Below are 17,210 nucleotides of genomic sequence, written 5' to 3' on the forward strand. Positions count from 1 at the left end.
TATTCGCAAGCGAAGCTGAGATATCAGCTTCAGTTGCAGAGAAAGTCCCCACTCAAATGGGGATTTTTTTTGCCCGCAATTCAGTACTTCAACTTCTTCTGTTGCCGGTGTGGCGAGCCGAACGCCACTTCTTATTGTGCCGCTCTGCCACTCCGATCCTTCTTCATCCTGCTCTTCCGAGATTGTTCGACGGCCACTGACTTCACTCCTGTCCATCGTGATGCTGCTTATATGAACGCCTGTTAAAGCAAATGCCAGCAATAAAAAGGGCAGGCCAAGGCCTGCCCGCACGGATGCGCAAGGTGTTACATGATCCCGCGGATCAGGATCCCGCTGATCAGCAGCGGCGCCACCACGCGCCAGCACCAGAGCAGCGCCAGACGCAGGGCGGGTGACAGGCCCGAAGGGAGAATGGCATCACCTAGGCGCCAGCCAAGCAGCAGGGTCAGTACCAGACCAAACAGCGGCATCATCAGGTTTGAGGTCAGATAGTCGAGCAACTCGAAGATGGTCTTGCCAAACAGGGTCAGATCGCTCCATGGGCCGAACGACAGGCTCACCGGAATGCCGGAGGCCATGATGAGCAGAGTCAGTACCCTGCAGGCGCCACGACGCGACCAGCCCCACTCCTCGGTGGTGAAGCGCACCAGATGCTCCAGCATGGAGATGGAGGAGGAGAGAGCGGCGACCAGCAGCAACAGGAAGAAGATCACCCCCAGCCCCTGACCGAACGGCAGATGACTGAACACGGCGGGCATGGTCATAAAGGTGAGCCCTGGGCCCGCGGTGGGATCGATGCCGGTGGAGGCCAGCGCCGGGAAGATCATCAAGCCCGCCAGCACCGAGATAAGGCTTGCCAGAGTGACTACCCAGACTCCGGAGCGCAGCACCCCTTCGCTATTGGGCAGGTAGGCGCCATAAGTCGTGTGTACCCCGAGCCCGATGGAGAGGGAGAAGAAGGCCAGCCCCAGCGCGTCCAGCACGCTCTGGCCGGTCAGCATGGAGAAGTCCGGCAGCAGCAGCTGGCGCACACCCGCCATGGAGCCCGGCATGGAGAGACCGACCCCAACCAGCAGCAACATCATGATGAAGAGCGCGGGCATCATCCAGCGCAGTGCCCGCTCCACCCCTTTCTGAATCCCCCCCTGCACGAACCACCAGGTCAGGCCTGCGAAGATCAGATGGGTCAGCACCGGCCACCAGGGGTTGCTGACATAGCCGTTGAACAGGGCGGTGAGGGCGCTCCCCCCGCTCAGGTTGAGCTTGCCAGCCATCGCCAGCGCGGCGTAACCCACGGTCCAGCCGCCTACCACGCTGTAGAAGCTGTAGATAAAGAAGCCGCAGGCGATCCCCATATACCCCATCCAGCGCCAGTTCGGCCCTACCAGTTTGCGAAAAGCGCCGAGCACCCCGCGCTGGCTATGGCTGCCGAGCAGGGTTTCGCCGACCTGTACCGCTACCCCCAAGGTGAAGCTGAACAACAGAAACACCAGCAGAAAGGCGCCACCGCCATTGGTGGCGGTCACATAGGGAAACTTCCAGATGGCACCAAGGCCAATCGCTGTGCCTGCTGCGGCCAGCACATGACCGAGACGGGAAGACCACTGAACCTGGCTCATACAACCTCCGGGTAACACGACATCGAAGCAATACTCCTCTGTAGCAATAAACGACAGACCATAAAAAAGGCCGCCTGAGGCGACCTTTGCAATGAACATTCAGAAAAACTGTGCGTGCAAGGTCACCTCTCTTGCGAGCTAAAAAATCGACCAAACAGCACGAGGATGGCAGACATGAGGTGACAACCTGACTAATGAATGAGGAAACAGCCTAAACCATGGAAAGAATAATTGACACATAAAATCAAAATTTTTTATGTGTGCCGCTGTCACCACTCTGGCTATACGTACAGCTCAATGGGGGAGAACCTCGCAGGGCCGTATCTTTTCTACCTTGCGGCTATTTACTGGGCGATAATCGACGTAGCTTCTTCTGGAACTAGTGACTGCTACATGGCGCTGACGGGAACAACAATGAGACAGGATGTCGTATGAGATGGATGATGTTGCCCTGGTTGCTGATCAGCCTGAGTGTGTCGGCGCAGCCCGGATTAACCCTGCTGAGTCACGACTTACCCCCCTTTACCGAATACCGCGACGGCAAGCTCGATGGCTTCGCCATTCGTTTGATCGATGAGGTGCAGGAGGAGCTTGGCACCCGCTATCCGGTGCGGATTTACCCGCTCAAGCGGGCGCTGGCGCTGGCACGGGTCGAGCCCGGCTATGGACTGTTCGTGGTACAGCGGCTCCCGGAGCGGGAGTCTCATTTCAAATGGGTTGGCCCGCTCTTTATCAATCGGGTCTTTATCTATCAGGCGCCGGATAGTCGCCACCCGCTGACCTCGCTGGCACAGCTGCGAGACCTGCCCAGAGTGGGGGTAGTGCTGGGCAATGCCGATGATGTGCGGCTGACCCATGAGGGCTACACCAATCTGGTGCGCTACAAGACGGTCGGGGAGGCGATAGAGCGGCTGATGCTGGGCAAGATCGATGCCTTGCCGATGGCGGAGCTGGTGATGGAGGCCACCCTCGACAAGATGGGGTTATCCCGGCGCAGCATCGTCAGCAGTGGCGTACTGCTCCATCAGGCCGGTCTCTATATCGTCTTCTCCAAGGGAACGGATGATGCCGAGATCACCCGCTGGCAGCATGCCCTGGAGGCCGTCAGAGCCGCACAGGGGCGGGCCGATGAGCCCACCCGCGAAGAGTAACCGTCACACCAGACCGCGAATCAAGATCCCGCCGATCAGCAAGGGGGCAATCCAGCGCCAGCAGTTCATCAGCAGGTGATGCCAGTGGCTGGCAATCCCCTGCGGCAGCGCCTTGCGTCCCAGCTTCCAGCCCAGCAGCAGCGTCAGCATCAGGCCGAACAGCGGCATCATCAGGTTGGAGGTGACAAAGTCCAGCAACTCGAAAATGGTTTTGCCAAACAGGGTGGCGTGTTGCAACGGGCCAAACGACAGGCTGACCGGAACACCGCTAACCATGACGAATCCAGTGATGGCGCTGCATGCCGTGCGGCGTGACCAGCCCCAGGTCTCGCACAGGAAGCACTGCAAATGCTCCAGCAGGGAGATGGCCGAGGAGAGCGCCGCAAAGACCAGCAGGGCGAAGAAGATCACCTCAAGCACCTGACCGAATGGCAGCAGTTGAAACACCGCCGGCATGGTCATAAAGGTGAGACCGGGACCGGAGGCCGGGTCGATACCGGTCGAAGCCAGCACCGGGAAAATCATCAGCCCCGCCAGTACCGCCACCATGCTGGCCAGCAGCACCACCCAGAGGCTGGAGCGGCCAACCCCTTCGCTGGTCGGCAGATAGGCGCCGTAGGTGGTGTGAATGCCCAGACCTATGGAGAGGGAGAAGAAGGCCAGCCCCATGGCATCGAGCACGCCGGACATCCCCAGCTTACTGAAGTCGGGCATCAGGAAGTGACGTACTCCCGCCATCGCATTAGGCAGGGTGAGGCCAAAGGCGACCAGCATCAGGATCATCAGGAACAGGGCCGGCATCATCCAGCGCAGGGTACGTTCCACCCCTTTCTGGATCCCGCCTTGTACCACCATCCAGGTGAGGGCGGCAAACAGCAGGTGAGTGAGGATTGGCCAGACGTCGCCGCTGACATAGTCATTGAAGCGGGCGGTGAGGGCCGCCGCATCGCCATGGTTGAGCTGGCCTGAGATGGCCATGCCGGTATAACCCAGGGTCCAGCCGCCCACCACGCTGTAGAAGCAGTAGATGAGCAGGGTAGAGATCACCCCCATTACCCCAACCCAGCGCCACTGTTTGCCGAGCAGATCGGAGAAGGCTCCGACTACCCCGCGGCGACTCATGCTGCCGAGCAGGGTTTCCCCCATCAGTACCGCAACCCCCAGCGTGAAGCTGAACAGCAGAAAGACCAGCAGGAAGGCGCCGCCGCCGTTGACGGCGGTGACATAGGGGAATTTCCAGATTGCGCCGATACCGACCGCGGAACCCGCTGCGGCGAGGATGTAGCCGAGTCGGGATGACCATTGGGACTGCTTCATAAGAACTCCAATCGAGCGCCCCTTGGCAGGGGCAGAATGGCGCTCATGTTACGGAGGGCACGGCGCAATCACTACGACGGTTATCGGGTATAAATGCGATTTATTGGTACGATTGGCTAATTTAATTCTGTTTTTTGCCCAATCCTGCCACCAAATAAAAACCGGAGCGAGATTGCTCCGGTTTGGTTTCTGACAACGGTTCGTCGGCGGACTAGATCACCCCCAGCTCCCGCAGCCGCTCCATCAGGTAGCTGTGGGCAGTATGGCGCTCGGAGAGCACCACATCCGGGCGCGGATGGAGGAACAGCGGCAGCGAGATGCGTGACTTGCTGGCACTGCCACCGGTCGGGTTGATGACGCGGTGAGTGGTGGAAGGGTAGTAGCCGCGAGAGGCCTCCTGCAGCATGTCGCCGATATTGATGATGAGGGTGCCAAAGTCGCACGGCACATCCATCCACTCGTCGTCGGAGCCCTTCACCTGCAGCCCCGGCTCGTTGGCGGCGGGCAGAATGGTGAGCAGGTTGATATCCTCGTGGGCGGCGGCGCGGATGGCGCCCGGTTCCTCGGTGCCATCGAACGGCGGATAGTGCAGCACCCGCAGCAGGGTCTTCTGGCTCTCTTCGATCATCGAGGAGAGGGGGCAGCTGTAGTGAGCGGCGATATCGGCCGGGGTGTACTGCTCGACCCAGCCCAGCAGCTCGGCGGCCAGACCGTTGGCGAGGCGGTAGTACTCCATCGCCTGCTCCTTCAGTTCTTCCGGCATCTGGCCCCAGGGGTAGATGTGGAAGTACTCCTTGATGTCTTTCTGGCTATGGCCCTTGGCCACCTCGGAGACCGACGGCGGGAAGTAGCCATCCTGGGTTTCGCGGTTGAACAGGAAATCCTGCTTCTGCTCGCTCATGAAGAAGCGATACCAGTTGTCGTAGATGGACTGCACCAGCTCTTTCGGGATGGGGTGGTTGGTCAGCACGCCAAAGCCGGTGGTTCGCAGGGATTCGGTGAAGCGTTGGGCCGCATCGGGTGAGCGGTAATCGACGGTCAGGACTTTCATTGTTTTTGTTGCGAGCCAGTTAAAAGATGGCGCAGTTTACCTTGCGCCTGATAACAAGGAAAGCGGGTTGGCCGCCCCGTCTGGCACGGCGTTGAATAGTGACAAAAACATCAAATAAACCGCGCCAGACCGCACGGGAGCGCATCCCTTGTTATGGCCTTTTATCCTCTCTAGAATGCCGCTCACTATCTTTTCCGGAGTCTGTTCATGTCCCCCAAAATCCTGTTGCTGACCCTGCCGGTATTGCTGGCGGGATGCAGTGCCCTGTCAGAAGATGAGTGCCGCACCATGAGCTGGTACAACCTGGGTTATCAGGATGGATCGGAAGGCAAAACCCGTCAGGCGACCCGCGATTACGTTTCGTCTTGCAGCGAATATGGCCTCAAAGTGGATGAAGCCGAGTGGAAACGGGGCTACGACAAGGGGCTGGAGCTCTACTGCATTCCCGAGCTGGCTTACAGCAAGGGCAAGGAGGGGCAGGCTTATCTGGGGGTATGCCCCAATGACGCCAGCTTCCTCAAGCAGTATCAGCGTGGCTACGAAGAGTACAAACTGGCTGCTCGCCTGCGGGAGATCAGCGACGAGCTGGAGCGTACCGAGCGGGATATCGATACGCTGGAGCGCAGCATCCGCAACGAAACCAACACGGAACAGCGTGACTATTACCGCGCCAAGCGCGATCGGGCCATTCGCCACTACGAATCCCTGCGCCGGGAGTACAACCGTCTGCGCTATCCGGATCGGGTGATCCAGTTCTCCTTCGGCGGTTAATCCCTCTCTTCATGGCCAGCCCGCGTGCTGGCCATGTTGCATCTTGTCAGATCAGGGCAGTACCCAGCGCTGCAGCGCCAGTGCGATACCATCTTCGTTGTGGTCGGCCGTGACCCGATGGGCATGGCTCTGGATCTGCGGGGCCGCATTGCCCATGGCCACCGCCAGCCCAACTTGCTCGAACATGCTGATGTCGTTGTTGTTATCCCCAAACGCCACCACCTGCTCCATTGCAATCCCTTCACTGGCGGCCCACTGGGCCAGCCGGTTGCCCTTGCTGCAACCGGGCTGTACCAGCTCCACCGCATAGGGGGCAGCCCAGTCACGGGTAAAGGGCATCTGTTCGACCACCTCGCCCATAAAGGTGTGCAGGCGTGCCGGATCCTGATTGAACAGCTCCAGTTTCCAGACCGGGTTGTCGAGCCAGCCTGCCAGCTCCTCAACCGGATGGATGGCGATCCTGAGGTGGTCCGGCTGATTGGCCGACCAGTGGCGGATGCGGGTGACATGCTCTTCGCAGCCGATGTAGCCGATCCCTTCGCTCAGGTGGAACAGGGCGCCCATCTGTTGTGCCTCGACCGAGGCCAACAGCTCGGTAAGCGGGGCGGCCGCCAGCGGGTCGCCACTTAGGATCCGGTTCTGCACCGGATCATAGAGATAGGCGCCATTGCTGCAGATGAGAGGGGTATCGAGGGCCAGCTCGTGGTGGAAGGGACGTGCCGTCATGTAGTGGCGTCCCGTGACCAGCAGCACCTTGATGCCGTGGGCGCGGGCCTGCACCAGTGCTGCCCGGGTGGCCGACGAGATCTTGTGATCCCGGGTCAGCAGGGTGCCATCCATATCGAGCGCGATGGCCTTGTACTCACTCATAGCTCCTCCAACATCGAACAAATCCGCAAAGAGCTTTACCGTCCCAGACCCGGCGCCCCGATGCAAGTCTTGCCCGCAGCCGAAGCGCCGAACTGTGATCCCTTCGTGGCTCAGGTGCAGCTGGCCAGCTGTTGACGACGGTCGGCACGGCGACGCAGCAGATAGAAACCGGCGGCACTGGCAAGGGAGCAGAGGGTGGCGAGATAGAAGGGCCACTCGGTACCGGCCAGCAGCACCAGACTGCCGAGCAGCACCGCCAGTATCTCGCTGCCTACGGCGAGGGCGCGGTAGAGCCCCATCGCCTGCCCCTGTTGCTCCGGGTGACTGCGGTTGGAGATCGCCACCGAGGTGGCCAGCTCCCCCAGACTCATGCCGATGCCAGCGGGAACGAAGGTAAGCGCCAGTCCCCACCAGTGCACGGGCAGGATAAAGAGCAGCATGCCGCTCGCCATCACCAGATGGCCGACAATGCCGAGGGAGCTGCCGCGCCAGTGATGGGCGATGCGAGAGCCGAGCCAGGAGCCCGCCATCATGGGCAGGCTCACCAGCACCGCTGCCTGCGCCAGCTGGGCCGGATCCCAGGCCAGCCGCTCCACCAGCCAGATATTGAAGTAGGTGAAATAGAGCTGCACGGCGCCATAGCTGATCAGGGTGAGCGCGAAGTAGGGCAGCAGGGCCGGTTGCAACAACAGCTGGCGGCTGGAGAGGGTCGCTGTCTGACGGGTTGCCGCCACCGGCGGACGATAGGGGATCAACCAGTAGACCAGCAGCAGGTTGAGCAGGGTCATTCCTACCGCCAGCCAGGCGGCCAGACTGTAATCCCCCGAGATCACCGCGGCGTAGCCCCCGATCATCGGCCCCACGACCCAGCCCAGATTCATGCCGATGTTGATCCAGGCGAAGCTGCGGGCCTTGTGCTCCTTGCCGGCGAGATCCGCCGCCATCGCTTGCACGATGGCGATGTTGCCGTTGCACAGCCCCTCCACAATCCGGCTGAGCAGCAGCAGGGGGAGGGAGCGCCAGGCGATACCGAGTGCCATCAGGGCATAGCCTGCCAGAACCCCCGCCAGCGAGAGCAACAGCAGTGGCTTGCGGCCATAGCGGTCGGAGAGGCGACCGAGCCAGGGGCTGCCCACCAGCTGGAACAGGGGATAGAGCCCCATGATGACCCCCAGCCACACCTTGCGGCTCCAGTCGGAGGCTTCCGGCGTCAGCATCCCCTGCGCTGGATCCAGCAGCAAAGGTGCCAACACCGGGGAGGGGAGACTGAAGCCTGCAACTGCCAGCGTGACCGTCATGACCAGCACCCAGAGGGGATTTTTGTGCCCGTGTTTCTCCATGTTGCACCCATTAAGTAAAGTTATTTGTTTATTTATGCTGATTCATAGACGGGATTAAGTAAAGTGAATTGTTGATTTAATAAAGGGCGATCCCCATAATGAGACCATGAACGCAAGCACCGACAAGATCCTGTTTCTGCTCAAGAGCCATGGCCCGCAGAGCGCCGCCGCGCTGGGGGAGCAGTTGCAGATGACCTCCATGGGCGCCCGCCAGCACCTGCTCACGCTCGAGCAGGAGGGGTGGGTTACATTCAGCGACGAGGCGCGCGGGCGCGGTCGTCCCGTGCGGCTGTGGCAGCTCACCGAGCAGGCCTGGCAGCGCTTCCCCGATAGCCATAGCGACCTGACCGTGCAGTTGATCGACAACGTGCGCGAGCTGTTTGGCGAGGAGGGGATGGAACGGCTGATCCAGCAGCGGGAGCAGCAGATGCTTGCTCGTTATCAGGAGGCGCTGGGGTCCCATGGCCTCTCTGGCCGGCTGGCGGCGCTCAGGGAGCTGCGCAGCCGCGAGGGCTATATGGCGGAGATCCGCCGCGAAGAGGATGGCAGCTGGCTGCTGTGGGAGAGCCACTGTCCCATCTGTGCGGCGGCGCGCACCTGCCGCGGTTTCTGTCGCAGCGAACTGGCGCTGTTTCGCCAGCTGCTGGCGCCGGCGACGGTGGAGCGGGAGCAATATCTGCTGGAGGGGGCGCATCGCTGCCTCTATCGCATCACGCCGCCCGCGCTCTGATTTCGTCAAACGCCCAAAAACAACAAAGCAGGCGCCGGGATGCCTGCTTTGTTGCCTTCGGGGAGTGGGTTCTCTCGTTCCAGCCCGTCGTTTCCCGATAAGGTAAGACGGCTGATGGGGCTCTTGACCCAGTAAGGTCCTTCACCGCAGAGACCCGGTCAGGTATCTGCTTTGCCACCGGAAGATGTAACCATAGTATCCCTCCCGTGCCGGTGAGTGGTTGCAAAGTAACCACTTATTTCGGTTGTTTTTGCAATAGTTCACCCTTAATCTAGGAAAAGTGGATTAGTCATTGCAACGAGGAAGGGTAAATGCTGAAACTTGATCGCATAGACAGACATATTCTCGAGCTGATGCAGGAGAATGGCCGCATCAGCAATCTGGAACTGGCCGAGCTGGTCGGGCTCTCACCGTCCCCCTGCTCCCGCCGGGTCAAGGCGCTGGAGGATGCCGGCCTCATCGACACCCACGTTACTCTGCTCAACGCCCGCCAGCTTGGCCTCACCCTCACCGCCTACATTCACATTTCCATGGACAGACACACGCCCGAGCGGTTCGAGAATTTCGATCGCGCCATCAGCGAACTGCCCGAAGTGCTGGAGTGTGACCTCATCACCGGCAACGATGCCGACTACCAGCTCAAGGTGGTGGTGCGCGACATGGAGCACTACCAGCACTTCCTGCTGGACAAGCTGACCCATATTCCGGGGGTGACCGGGGTGCGCTCCAGCTTCGTGCTGCGCCGCATCAAGCACAAGACGGCGCTGCCGCTCAACCATCTGGGTTAAGGCTGCGCAAACCGCTCATAGAAACAGAAAGAGGAGGCCAGTGGCCTCCTCTTTTGCTATTCGCTCTTGGTTATTCGGTAGTGGTTATCGGTCTGGATTAGCTGTCGCGGTGACGGGGAATGGCGACTGCTGTGGTCAGACGCTGACCTGGCTGATGTCTTCCACCTGCAGCAGCCAGCCGCTCTGCTCCTGCTGCGGTTCGCCGCTGACTCGCAGCCGCTCGCCGGTCGGCACCCACTGCCCCTCGGGCAGGGAGACCAGCAGGCTCTCGCTGCCGTTGTCGAACAGCCAGCGATCTTCGCCAAGCGATTCAATCAGATAACCTTCCATCTCCACTCTGGACTCGGCTTGCCAGGATGGCGCAACGGAATCACGGCTCTCGATGAAATCCCCCTGAACACCAAAACTGGCTAGCCCCCACAGAATGGAGAGCCCGACGATGGATGTTTGCATCTTGTCTCTCCTCTTTTGGAACTGTAGGGCCAGTATGGGAACAGAAAACTGAGCGCACCATGAACAAGGTGGCAAAGTGCTGGCGAGATCGCGAAAAAATCCGGTCAATTGGCCGGCAGAGTCATTTTATGGTGTCTGGATCACACTATTTGGCGGCTTCTTCTGCCATCCGTTCAGCTCTTGGCTTATTCGTCCACATGGCTACCCCGCGATGATCCCCACAGATCCCCTCTGCCACCACGGTGCGAACCTGGGTGCCATCTTTGCAAATGGCCTGCCAGGCGTCGGCATCATCGATGGCGAGCGAGTTGGGGGGCGGCGTGGTTTGGCAAGCCGTGAGCAGCAGGGCGCACAGGGGGAGCAATTTTTTCATGGCGGACTCCTCGGGGTGATGGGGGACTGAGAGGATTGGGATGACTTCTCCATCCGGGCTTCACTCCCCAGCATCAGTGATAACCGGTTCAGGGGCAAGGGGAGGAGCCACCGACAGGTGCCGTGCAGCCGGGGCTTGCCCTGTGCCCTCCTTGGGCCTAAGGTGGGGCCGTTTTATTGCCTGATTGAAGGAGCGTTTTCATGTCCACTCTCTATCCCCGCGTCGGGGTCGGCGTCATCCTGACCAACGCCCAAGGCCAGGTGCTGCTTGGCAAACGCAAAGGGAGCCATGCCCCCTACTGGTCGATCCCGGGTGGTCATCTGGAGTTGGGGGAGAGCTTCGAGTCGGCGGCGATCCGCGAGGTGGCCGAGGAGACGGGACTGGAGATCCACGGGCCCGAGGTGGTGGCGGTGACCAACAATCTGGAGACCTGGCGCGAGAGCGGGCTGCACTATATCTCGGTGACGCTGCATGCCCGGGCAGATGGCGAACCGCAGCTGCTGGAGCCGGAGAAGTGCGAAGGCTGGGTCTGGTGCGATCCGCGCGAGTTGCCCGAGCCCCACTTCGATGCCAGCCGTCAGTCCATCGCCTGCTGGCTGGCGGGGCGCTGCTATCTGCCGGGTGATGTGCCCATGGTGTCGGCCGAATCAGCCTGATTGTCATAAAACGATCATCGCGCTGTCATAATACCCCCTCTCCATCGGGAGAAGAGGGATGAGGGAGAAGAGCGTGGGACAGGTATTTATTCAGTTTTTATGGCTGGGATGCATCAGCTTTGGTGGTCCGGCCGCTCATATCGGCTATTTCCAGCGCACCTTCGTCCAGCGGCTCGGCTGGCTGACACAGGCCGAATTTGCCCGCTTGCTGGCGCTGTGCCAACTGCTGCCGGGGCCCGCCTCCAGCCAGCTTGGTTTCGCCATCGGTCGTCATCGCGCCGGTCTGGGCGGGGCGCTCTCTGCTTTTGTTGGCTTCACGCTGCCCTCATTTCTGCTGCTACTGGCGGCCGCGATCGGCATCGGCCAGCTGGGCAGCAATCTGTGGCTCGATGCGGCGTTGCACGGCCTCAAGCTGCTGGCGCTTATCGTGGTGGCCGATGCGGTGCTCACCATGAGTCGTCAGTTCTGTGCCACGGGAATGACCCAAGGGATCATGGTGGTGACCGCTGCTGCACTCTGGTGGCAGCCCGGTCTGCTGACTCAACTGTTGATGCTGGCGGGAGCTGCGTTGATCTGCGCCCGCAGCCAGCACGGGGCGGGTAGTCGCCCTGCCACCGCCGAGCTGCCTGCTGCCGCTGCCAGTCAGCCTCATTGGCCGACCCTGCTGCTGTTTGGCATCCATTTTATCGGCCTGCCGCTGCTCGGCAGCCCGCTTGGCCAGTTGGCTGCCGACTTCTATCGCGCCGGTAGTCTGGTGTTTGGCGGTGGCCATGTGGTGCTGCCGCTACTGCAAGAGAGCGTGGGACACACTCTCAACGAGCAGCAGTTTCTGACCGGTTACAGCCTGGCCCAGTTGGTGCCGGGCCCCATGTTTACCCTTGCCACCTATCTTGGCGCCCAGTTGCAGCCCGAGATGCCGCTGCTCGGAGCCTTGTCGGCGACCCTGGCGCTCTTTGCACCCGGTTTTCTGCTGCTCTGGGCGGTGGGCCCCTGCTGGCAACAGTGGCTGGCCCGTCCCCGTCTGGCGGGGGCCGTCACCGGAATCAACGCCGCCGTAGTGGGATTGCTGCTGGCGGCCCTCTATCAGCCGGTGTGGCAGAGTGCGGTGCTGGCGCCGACCGATCTGGCGCTGGCGGCCATCGGCTTTTATCTGCTGCGGGTGTTGAAGTTGCCGGTGCCGGCCATCGCGGCCCTGTTGGTGATGGCTGCTATCCTGCTGGCGTGAATGCGGTGAAATCCTGATAAAAACGGCGCCTCAGTGATGGAGGCGCCGTTTTTATTGCAATTGGTCAGCCGCTTAAGCGTCGGGATCGAAATCCAGACTCAGGCTGTTGACGCAGTAGCGCTGGCCTGTCTCGGTCGGTCCGTCGGGGAAGACGTGACCGAGGTGAGAGCCGCACTGGCGGCAGGTGATCTCCACTCGCTTCATGCCGTGGCTGTTGTCCTCGGTGTACTCCACCGTCCCCTCGATGGCCTTGTCGAACGAGGGCCAGCCGCAGCCGGAATCAAACTTGGCTCCTGAGTGAAACAGCACGCTCTTGCAGCAGACACAGAGGTAGTCGCCGCTCTTGCGATTGTGGAGCAGGGCGCCGCTGTAGGGGCGCTCGGTGCCCTTCTCCCAGCAGACGTGAAACTGCTCGGCTGTCAGTTTGCTGCGCCACTGTTCCGGATTGTTACTGCTCATACCGACTCCTTGCCATCCATACCGGAGCCCAGCATAGCGGCTCTGTAAAGCTGACTCCAGCATGCCTCTTATGCTTTGCCTGTATCTGTGATCGAGGTGGCAACCATCTCCTCACCGGATGCAGGGAGAATTTCCTGCTGCGGTGGTTGGGCATCCTCCGCCGTGCTGGCCAGCGCCACCCGCTCCAGCAGTTTGAGGGAGTGGGCCCGGCCGACCGCCACCTGCCGTTTGATGTCATCCGGCAGGAAGGGGAGGCCATCGTTGGTGGCGGTGTCGATGGTCTGGATCCACTCCAGCCCTTCCCCCGGCGGTGGCAGGCGGAACTGGATGTCGTAATCGCTGGCGTTGAACAGCACGTACCAGCGCTCGCCGACACAGTTGATCATGCCGATATCCATGGCGAACGCCTGCCCCATGGGGGCGTGCCAATCTTGATCGGTGAGCTGGTGGCCGTCCGGGTGATACCAGTTGACCTGATGGCAGCTGGACGGGGTGCCATTCCAGCTGTCGTCGCTCAGTTGCAGGTTGGAGAAGACGCTGGACTCCGCCCGCAGTGCCATCATCTGCTGGGTGAAGGCGAACAGCCGCTCATCCTCCGGTCGCCACTGCCAGTTGACCCAGCTGATCTGGTTGTCCTGACAGTAGGCGTTGTTGTTGCCAAGCTGGCTGCGGCCCATCTCGTCGCCGGCGAGGAAGTGGGGGGTCCCTTGCGACAGCAGCAGGGTGGCAATCAGATTGCGCTTCTGCTGCTGGCGCAGGCTGTTGACCCGCGGATCCAGGGTCGGCCCCTCTACCCCGTGGTTATAGGAGAGGTTGTTGCCGTGACCATCCCGATTGTCTTCACCATTGGCCTGATTGTGGCGCTGGTTGTAGGAGACCAGATCCTCCAGGGTGAAACCGTCGTGATAGCAGATGTAGTTGACGCTGGTGTGGGGGGAGCGCCAGTTCTTCGGGAAGATATCCCGCGACCCCACCAAGCGGGTGGCAAAGTCCCCCATCTTGCCCGCATCACCGCGCCAGAAGGCGCGCACCGTGTCGCGGTAGCGGTCGTTGATCTCCTGCCACTGGCTCGGGAATTGACCCAGCCGGTAGCCGAAGGGACCGATGTCCCAGGGTTCGGCGATGAGTTTGACCTGTGACAGCACAGGGTCGGCCATCACGGCCTTGAAGAAGGCGCCCATGGGCTCGAACTCCCCCGCTTCCCGCGCCAGCGTCACCGCCAGATCGAAACGGAAGCCATCCACCTGCATCTCGGTGACCCAGTAACGCAGAGCATCGAGCACCAGCCGCAGGGTGTTGGGGTGATCCAGATTGACGCTGTTGCCACAACCGGTCACGTTGGCGTGACGGGTGTAGTCGGGGCCGTGGGGGCCCGCTTCAAAAGCGTAGTAACCGGCGTTGTCAAAGCCCTTGAACGAGAGGGTGGGGCCGTCGAAACCAGAGGCGGCAGTGTGGTTGTAGACCACATCCAGGATCACCTCGAGCCCGGCCCGGTGCAGCTCGCGCACCATGGTCTTGAACTCGGTCACCGCATCGTCTGCTCTGGTGCTGTAACGCGGCTCCGGGGCGAAGAAGGCGATGGGGTTGTAGCCCCAGTAGTTGGTCAGTCCCAGCTGCTCCAGTCGCGGTTCCGACATGAAAGCGGCCACCGGCATCAGCTGCACCGAGGTGATGCCGAGGCTCTTCATGTGCTCGATAACCAGCGGGTGACAGATGCCAAGGTAGGTGCCCTGCAGCGCTTTTGGGATCCCCGGGTGCTGCTTGGTAAAGCCCTTGACGTGGGTCTCGTAGATAATGGTGCGGGCCGGGCTGATCCCGGGTTTGCCAACCCCTTGCCAGTCAAAACTGTCATCCACTACCACCGACTTGGCAATCATCCCGGCACTGTCACCCTGATAGAGGGCTTCATCCCAGTAGGTGGGACGACTGAGCGCCTTGGCGTAGGGGTCAATCAGCAGTTTTTGCGGATCGAACAGCATCCCCTCCTGCGGGGTGCCATAGACCCGATAGCCGTAGCGCTGACCGGCCTTTACACCGCGCACGTAGCCAAAGCGATACTGGCCACGGCGGCCGGGCAACTCCAGCCGCATCAGCTCCTGCTCCTGATCATCGTACAGGCAGATCTCCACCTTGTCCGACTGGGGGGCCCAGACGCAGAAGTGGCAACCGTTCTCGTCAAGGCGGGCCCCCAGCGGGTGGCCCACCCCTTTTTCCATTACAAGCATCAAGACTCCTGTTTGATAAACAAGGTCGCCAGCGGCGGCAGATCCAGCACTATGCTGTGTGCCATCCCCTGCCAGGGGGTCGGCTCGGCAGCGAACACCAGACCTACATCATAGTTACTACCCCAGTAATACTCGCTGTCGGTGTTGAGCACCACCCGATAGTGGCCCGCCGCAGGGACGCCGATCCGATATTCGAGACGGGGCACCGGGGTGAAGTTGCAAGCCACCACAATAGCCTGCTTGCCCTCTTTGTCCGCCCGCAGCCAGGCAAAGATGCTGTTGTCGGCATCGTTGTGATCCAGCCAGCGGAAGCCGGTCTGCTCATAATCGGCCTGATACAAGGCAGGCTCATGACGGTAGAGGTGGTTGAGATCGTGGATCAGCCGCTGCTGACCGGCATGCTTGGGATATTGCAGCAGATGCCATGGCAGCTGGGCGTCGTGGTTCCACTCGTTGCTTTGGGCGATCTCGGTGCCCATGAAGTTGAGCTTCTTGCCCGGGTGGGCGTACATAAAGCCCATGTAGGCCCGCAGGTTGGCGGCTTGCTGCCACTCGTCGCCCGGCATCTTGTAGAGCATGGAGTGCTTGCCGTGCACCACCTCGTCGTGGGAGAGCGACAGGATGAAGTTCTCGTCATAGTGGTAAACCATGGAGAAGGTCATGTCGTTGTGGTGGTAGCGGCGGTGGATCGGCTCTTTCTGCATATAGGTGAGGGTGTCGTGCATCCAGCCCATATTCCACTTGAAGCCAAAGCCGAGGCCGCCGAGGAAGGTGGGGCGGGAGACACCGGCAAAGGCGGTGGACTCTTCGGCGATGGTCATGGCGTGGGGATACTTGCCGTAGACCTCCTCGTTGGTCCACTTGAGCAGGCTGATCGCCTCGTAGTTGTGGTTGCCGCCATCGACGTTCGGTACCCACTCACCGGCGTTGCGGGAGTAGTCCAGATAGAGCATGGAGGCGACCGCATCCACTCGCAGTCCGTCGATGTGGAACTTGTCGAGCCAGAACAGGGCGCTCGCTACCAGGAACTGGCGCACTGTGTCGCGGCCGAAGTCGTAGATGTAGGAGTTCCAGTCCGGGTGCCAGCCACGGCGCGGATCTTCATATTCGTAGAGCGGGGTGCCATCGAAACGGGCCAGGCCGTGGGCATCGGACGGGAAGTGGGCGGGCACCCAGTCCAGAATGATGCCGATCCCGGCCTGGTGGCACTGGTCGACGAAGTATTTGAAATCATCAGCGGTGCCGTAGCGGCTGGTGGGGGAGAACATGCCCACCGGCTGGTAGCCCCAGGAGCCGCTGAAGGGGTGCTCGGAGACCGGCAGCAGCTCGATGTGGGTGTACTCCATCTCCTTGACGTAGGCGACCAGCTCCACCGCCAGCTCGCGCCAGCTCAGGCTGTCGCCGTTGGGGTGGCGTTTCCAGGAGCCGACATGCAGCTCATAGATGGAGAGGGGTTGCTCGCGTTTGTCGTTGTGCTGGCTGGCAATCCACTCGGCATCCTGCCACTGGTACTGGGCGTGGTCATAGACCACGGAGGCGAACGACGGATACTGCTCGCAGTAGAAACCGACAGGGTCGCTCTTGTGGGGCAGCCGGTTGCCCATGGGATCCTTGAGCTCGAACTTGTAGCGATCCCCGGCCTTGAGGCCCGGCACAAACAGCACCCAGTGACCGCAGAGGCTGCGCTGCATCGGGTGGCGGCGGCCATCCCAGAAGTTGAAATCGCCGATGAGGCTCACGGCGGTGGCGCTCGGTGCATAGACCGCAAAACGCACCCCTTCCACCTGCTGGCCAAGATGCTCCACGGTGCGCAGTTGGGCGCCAAGGGTGTGGTAGAGGTTTTCCGGTTGGGCGGTCAGTTCGGCCAGGCCTGCCCAGGCGGCATCCTGAAACTGATAGGGGTCGATGACCTCGGTGGTGGCATCTTGGTAGCTGGCGAGCAGTTGATAGGGGAAGGAGTTTTTGCGGCGGGTGAAAACAGTTTCAAAAAGACCCGATTCATCGGTGGGCGCCAGGGTGGCAACGACTTTGCCCGACTTGAGATCCTTGACGCGAACTTCGAGGGCATCAGGCAACCAGGCGGTCAGTTTGAGGCCGGGCCCATCCGGATTGGCCTGCAGGCCTAAGTGAGAGAAGGGATCGGAACAGCGGGCAGCAACCAAACGTTCAACGAGCATCGAGA

Annotated in this window: 17 protein-coding genes; 6 read left to right on the forward strand and 11 right to left on the reverse strand. The window is 61.1% G+C overall.

Annotated elements, in window-relative coordinates; all coding sequences use genetic code 11:
- Together AACT07_RS19905 and AACT07_RS19910 are read right to left on the reverse strand one after the other, a co-directional pair.
- Positions 1 to 216: hypothetical protein (locus tag AACT07_RS19905; RefSeq protein WP_216093294.1), on the reverse strand; the 216-nt coding region annotated here is incomplete at its 3' end.
- Positions 217 to 305: 89 nt separating this feature from the next.
- Entirely contained in the window at positions 306 to 1,619 is a 1,314-nt protein-coding gene (locus tag AACT07_RS19910) for a sodium-dependent transporter (protein WP_069529693.1), read from the reverse strand.
- Positions 1,620 to 2,050: 431 nt separating this feature from the next.
- On the opposite strand from AACT07_RS19910, the gene AACT07_RS19915 reads away from it, so the two are divergent.
- Entirely contained in the window at positions 2,051 to 2,770 is a 720-nt protein-coding gene (locus tag AACT07_RS19915) for a substrate-binding periplasmic protein (protein WP_069529694.1), read from the forward strand.
- 3 nt (positions 2,771 to 2,773) lie between these two features.
- Here the strand turns inward: AACT07_RS19915 and AACT07_RS19920 are convergent, their stop codons facing one another.
- Together AACT07_RS19920 and AACT07_RS19925 are read right to left on the reverse strand one after the other, a co-directional pair.
- Positions 2,774 to 4,087 carry a sodium-dependent transporter gene (locus AACT07_RS19920; protein WP_005335722.1) on the reverse strand — a complete coding sequence of 438 codons (1,314 nt, stop codon included), beginning with the start codon at positions 4,085 to 4,087 and terminating at the stop codon, positions 2,774 to 2,776.
- 211 nt (positions 4,088 to 4,298) lie between these two features.
- The gene (locus AACT07_RS19925) at positions 4,299 to 5,138 is read right to left on the reverse strand and encodes an isopenicillin N synthase family dioxygenase (protein WP_069529696.1); all 840 of its coding nucleotides are present in this window, start codon (positions 5,136 to 5,138) and stop codon (positions 4,299 to 4,301) included.
- Between the two features lie 207 nt (positions 5,139 to 5,345).
- On the opposite strand from AACT07_RS19925, the gene AACT07_RS19930 reads away from it, so the two are divergent.
- Positions 5,346 to 5,909 carry a DUF2799 domain-containing protein gene (locus AACT07_RS19930; protein WP_005362971.1) on the forward strand — a complete coding sequence of 188 codons (564 nt, stop codon included), beginning with the start codon at positions 5,346 to 5,348 and terminating at the stop codon, positions 5,907 to 5,909.
- A 51-nt stretch (positions 5,910 to 5,960) separates the two neighbouring features.
- On the opposite strand, the gene AACT07_RS19935 is transcribed toward AACT07_RS19930, so the two are convergent.
- Positions 5,961 to 6,779: a Cof-type HAD-IIB family hydrolase gene (locus AACT07_RS19935; protein ID WP_069529697.1), complete on the reverse strand. Its 819-nt coding sequence runs from the start codon at positions 6,777 to 6,779 to the stop codon at positions 5,961 to 5,963.
- Between the two features lie 110 nt (positions 6,780 to 6,889).
- Entirely contained in the window at positions 6,890 to 8,119 is a 1,230-nt protein-coding gene (locus AACT07_RS19940) for an MFS transporter (protein ID WP_069529699.1), read from the reverse strand.
- 106 nt (positions 8,120 to 8,225) lie between these two features.
- Here AACT07_RS19940 and AACT07_RS19945 point away from each other — a divergent pair, with 106 nt between their 5' ends.
- Positions 8,226 to 8,849 (forward strand): helix-turn-helix transcriptional regulator, encoded by a 624-nt coding sequence (locus AACT07_RS19945; protein ID WP_069529701.1) that lies wholly within the window; start codon positions 8,226 to 8,228, stop codon positions 8,847 to 8,849.
- Between the two features lie 311 nt (positions 8,850 to 9,160).
- A complete protein-coding gene (locus tag AACT07_RS19950) occupies positions 9,161 to 9,637 on the forward strand; it encodes an Lrp/AsnC family transcriptional regulator (RefSeq protein ID WP_005304871.1) in 477 nt (158 codons plus the stop codon).
- A gap of 135 nt (positions 9,638 to 9,772) precedes the next feature.
- Here the strand turns inward: AACT07_RS19950 and AACT07_RS19955 are convergent, their stop codons facing one another.
- Both AACT07_RS19955 and AACT07_RS19960 read right to left on the reverse strand, forming a co-directional pair.
- Positions 9,773 to 10,090: a hypothetical protein gene (locus AACT07_RS19955; protein ID WP_005343224.1), complete on the reverse strand. Its 318-nt coding sequence runs from the start codon at positions 10,088 to 10,090 to the stop codon at positions 9,773 to 9,775.
- A gap of 145 nt (positions 10,091 to 10,235) precedes the next feature.
- Positions 10,236 to 10,463, reverse strand: coding sequence for a hypothetical protein (locus AACT07_RS19960; RefSeq protein WP_069529702.1), 228 nt, complete (start codon positions 10,461 to 10,463; stop codon positions 10,236 to 10,238).
- Positions 10,464 to 10,663: 200 nt separating this feature from the next.
- Here AACT07_RS19960 and AACT07_RS19965 point away from each other — a divergent pair, with 200 nt between their 5' ends.
- Together AACT07_RS19965 and chrA are read left to right on the forward strand one after the other, a co-directional pair.
- Positions 10,664 to 11,119 carry a nucleotide triphosphate diphosphatase NUDT15 gene (locus tag AACT07_RS19965; RefSeq protein WP_021229584.1) on the forward strand — a complete coding sequence of 152 codons (456 nt, stop codon included), beginning with the start codon at positions 10,664 to 10,666 and terminating at the stop codon, positions 11,117 to 11,119.
- A gap of 73 nt (positions 11,120 to 11,192) precedes the next feature.
- Positions 11,193 to 12,344, forward strand: coding sequence for a chromate efflux transporter (gene chrA, locus AACT07_RS19970; RefSeq protein ID WP_139123902.1), 1,152 nt, complete (start codon positions 11,193 to 11,195; stop codon positions 12,342 to 12,344).
- Positions 12,345 to 12,416: 72 nt separating this feature from the next.
- On the opposite strand, the gene msrB is transcribed toward chrA, so the two are convergent.
- The 3 genes from msrB to glgB form a co-directional block, all read right to left on the reverse strand.
- Complete coding sequence (gene msrB, locus AACT07_RS19975; protein WP_040068248.1) at positions 12,417 to 12,803, reverse strand: peptide-methionine (R)-S-oxide reductase MsrB; 387 nt, start codon at positions 12,801 to 12,803, stop codon at positions 12,417 to 12,419.
- Positions 12,804 to 12,871: 68 nt separating this feature from the next.
- Positions 12,872 to 15,028 carry a glycogen debranching protein GlgX gene (glgX, locus tag AACT07_RS19980; protein ID WP_069529705.1) on the reverse strand — a complete coding sequence of 719 codons (2,157 nt, stop codon included), beginning with the start codon at positions 15,026 to 15,028 and terminating at the stop codon, positions 12,872 to 12,874.
- Positions 15,028 to 17,205, reverse strand: coding sequence for a 1,4-alpha-glucan branching protein GlgB (gene glgB, locus AACT07_RS19985; protein WP_069529707.1), 2,178 nt, complete (start codon positions 17,203 to 17,205; stop codon positions 15,028 to 15,030). Before glgB ends, glgX begins: the two co-directional genes overlap by 1 nt.
- Between the last annotated feature and the right edge of the window lie 5 nt (positions 17,206 to 17,210).

The organism is Aeromonas sp. ANP5 (assembly GCF_963870295.1).
GTDB lineage: Bacteria > Pseudomonadota > Gammaproteobacteria > Enterobacterales > Aeromonadaceae > Aeromonas > Aeromonas veronii.

What these genes read in the sequence shown, in the direction of transcription:
- AACT07_RS19910 (WP_069529693.1), bottom strand. Translation starts at nt 1,619, where the DNA reads ATGAGCCAGGTTCAGTGGTCTTCCCGTCTCGGTCATGTGCTGGCCGCA.
- AACT07_RS19915 (WP_069529694.1), top strand. Translation starts at nt 2,051, where the DNA reads ATGAGATGGATGATGTTGCCCTGGTTGCTGATCAGCCTGAGTGTGTCG.
- AACT07_RS19920 (WP_005335722.1), bottom strand. Translation starts at nt 4,087, where the DNA reads ATGAAGCAGTCCCAATGGTCATCCCGACTCGGCTACATCCTCGCCGCA.
- AACT07_RS19925 (WP_069529696.1), bottom strand. Translation starts at nt 5,138, where the DNA reads ATGAAAGTCCTGACCGTCGATTACCGCTCACCCGATGCGGCCCAACGC.
- AACT07_RS19930 (WP_005362971.1), top strand. Translation starts at nt 5,346, where the DNA reads ATGTCCCCCAAAATCCTGTTGCTGACCCTGCCGGTATTGCTGGCGGGA.
- AACT07_RS19935 (WP_069529697.1), bottom strand. Translation starts at nt 6,779, where the DNA reads ATGAGTGAGTACAAGGCCATCGCGCTCGATATGGATGGCACCCTGCTG.
- AACT07_RS19940 (WP_069529699.1), bottom strand. Translation starts at nt 8,119, where the DNA reads ATGGAGAAACACGGGCACAAAAATCCCCTCTGGGTGCTGGTCATGACG.
- AACT07_RS19945 (WP_069529701.1), top strand. Translation starts at nt 8,226, where the DNA reads ATGAACGCAAGCACCGACAAGATCCTGTTTCTGCTCAAGAGCCATGGC.
- AACT07_RS19950 (WP_005304871.1), top strand. Translation starts at nt 9,161, where the DNA reads ATGCTGAAACTTGATCGCATAGACAGACATATTCTCGAGCTGATGCAG.
- AACT07_RS19955 (WP_005343224.1), bottom strand. Translation starts at nt 10,090, where the DNA reads ATGCAAACATCCATCGTCGGGCTCTCCATTCTGTGGGGGCTAGCCAGT.
- AACT07_RS19960 (WP_069529702.1), bottom strand. Translation starts at nt 10,463, where the DNA reads ATGAAAAAATTGCTCCCCCTGTGCGCCCTGCTGCTCACGGCTTGCCAA.
- AACT07_RS19965 (WP_021229584.1), top strand. Translation starts at nt 10,664, where the DNA reads ATGTCCACTCTCTATCCCCGCGTCGGGGTCGGCGTCATCCTGACCAAC.
- msrB (WP_040068248.1), bottom strand. Translation starts at nt 12,803, where the DNA reads ATGAGCAGTAACAATCCGGAACAGTGGCGCAGCAAACTGACAGCCGAG.
- glgX (WP_069529705.1), bottom strand. Translation starts at nt 15,028, where the DNA reads ATGCTTGTAATGGAAAAAGGGGTGGGCCACCCGCTGGGGGCCCGCCTT.
- glgB (WP_069529707.1), bottom strand. Translation starts at nt 17,205, where the DNA reads ATGCTCGTTGAACGTTTGGTTGCTGCCCGCTGTTCCGATCCCTTCTCT.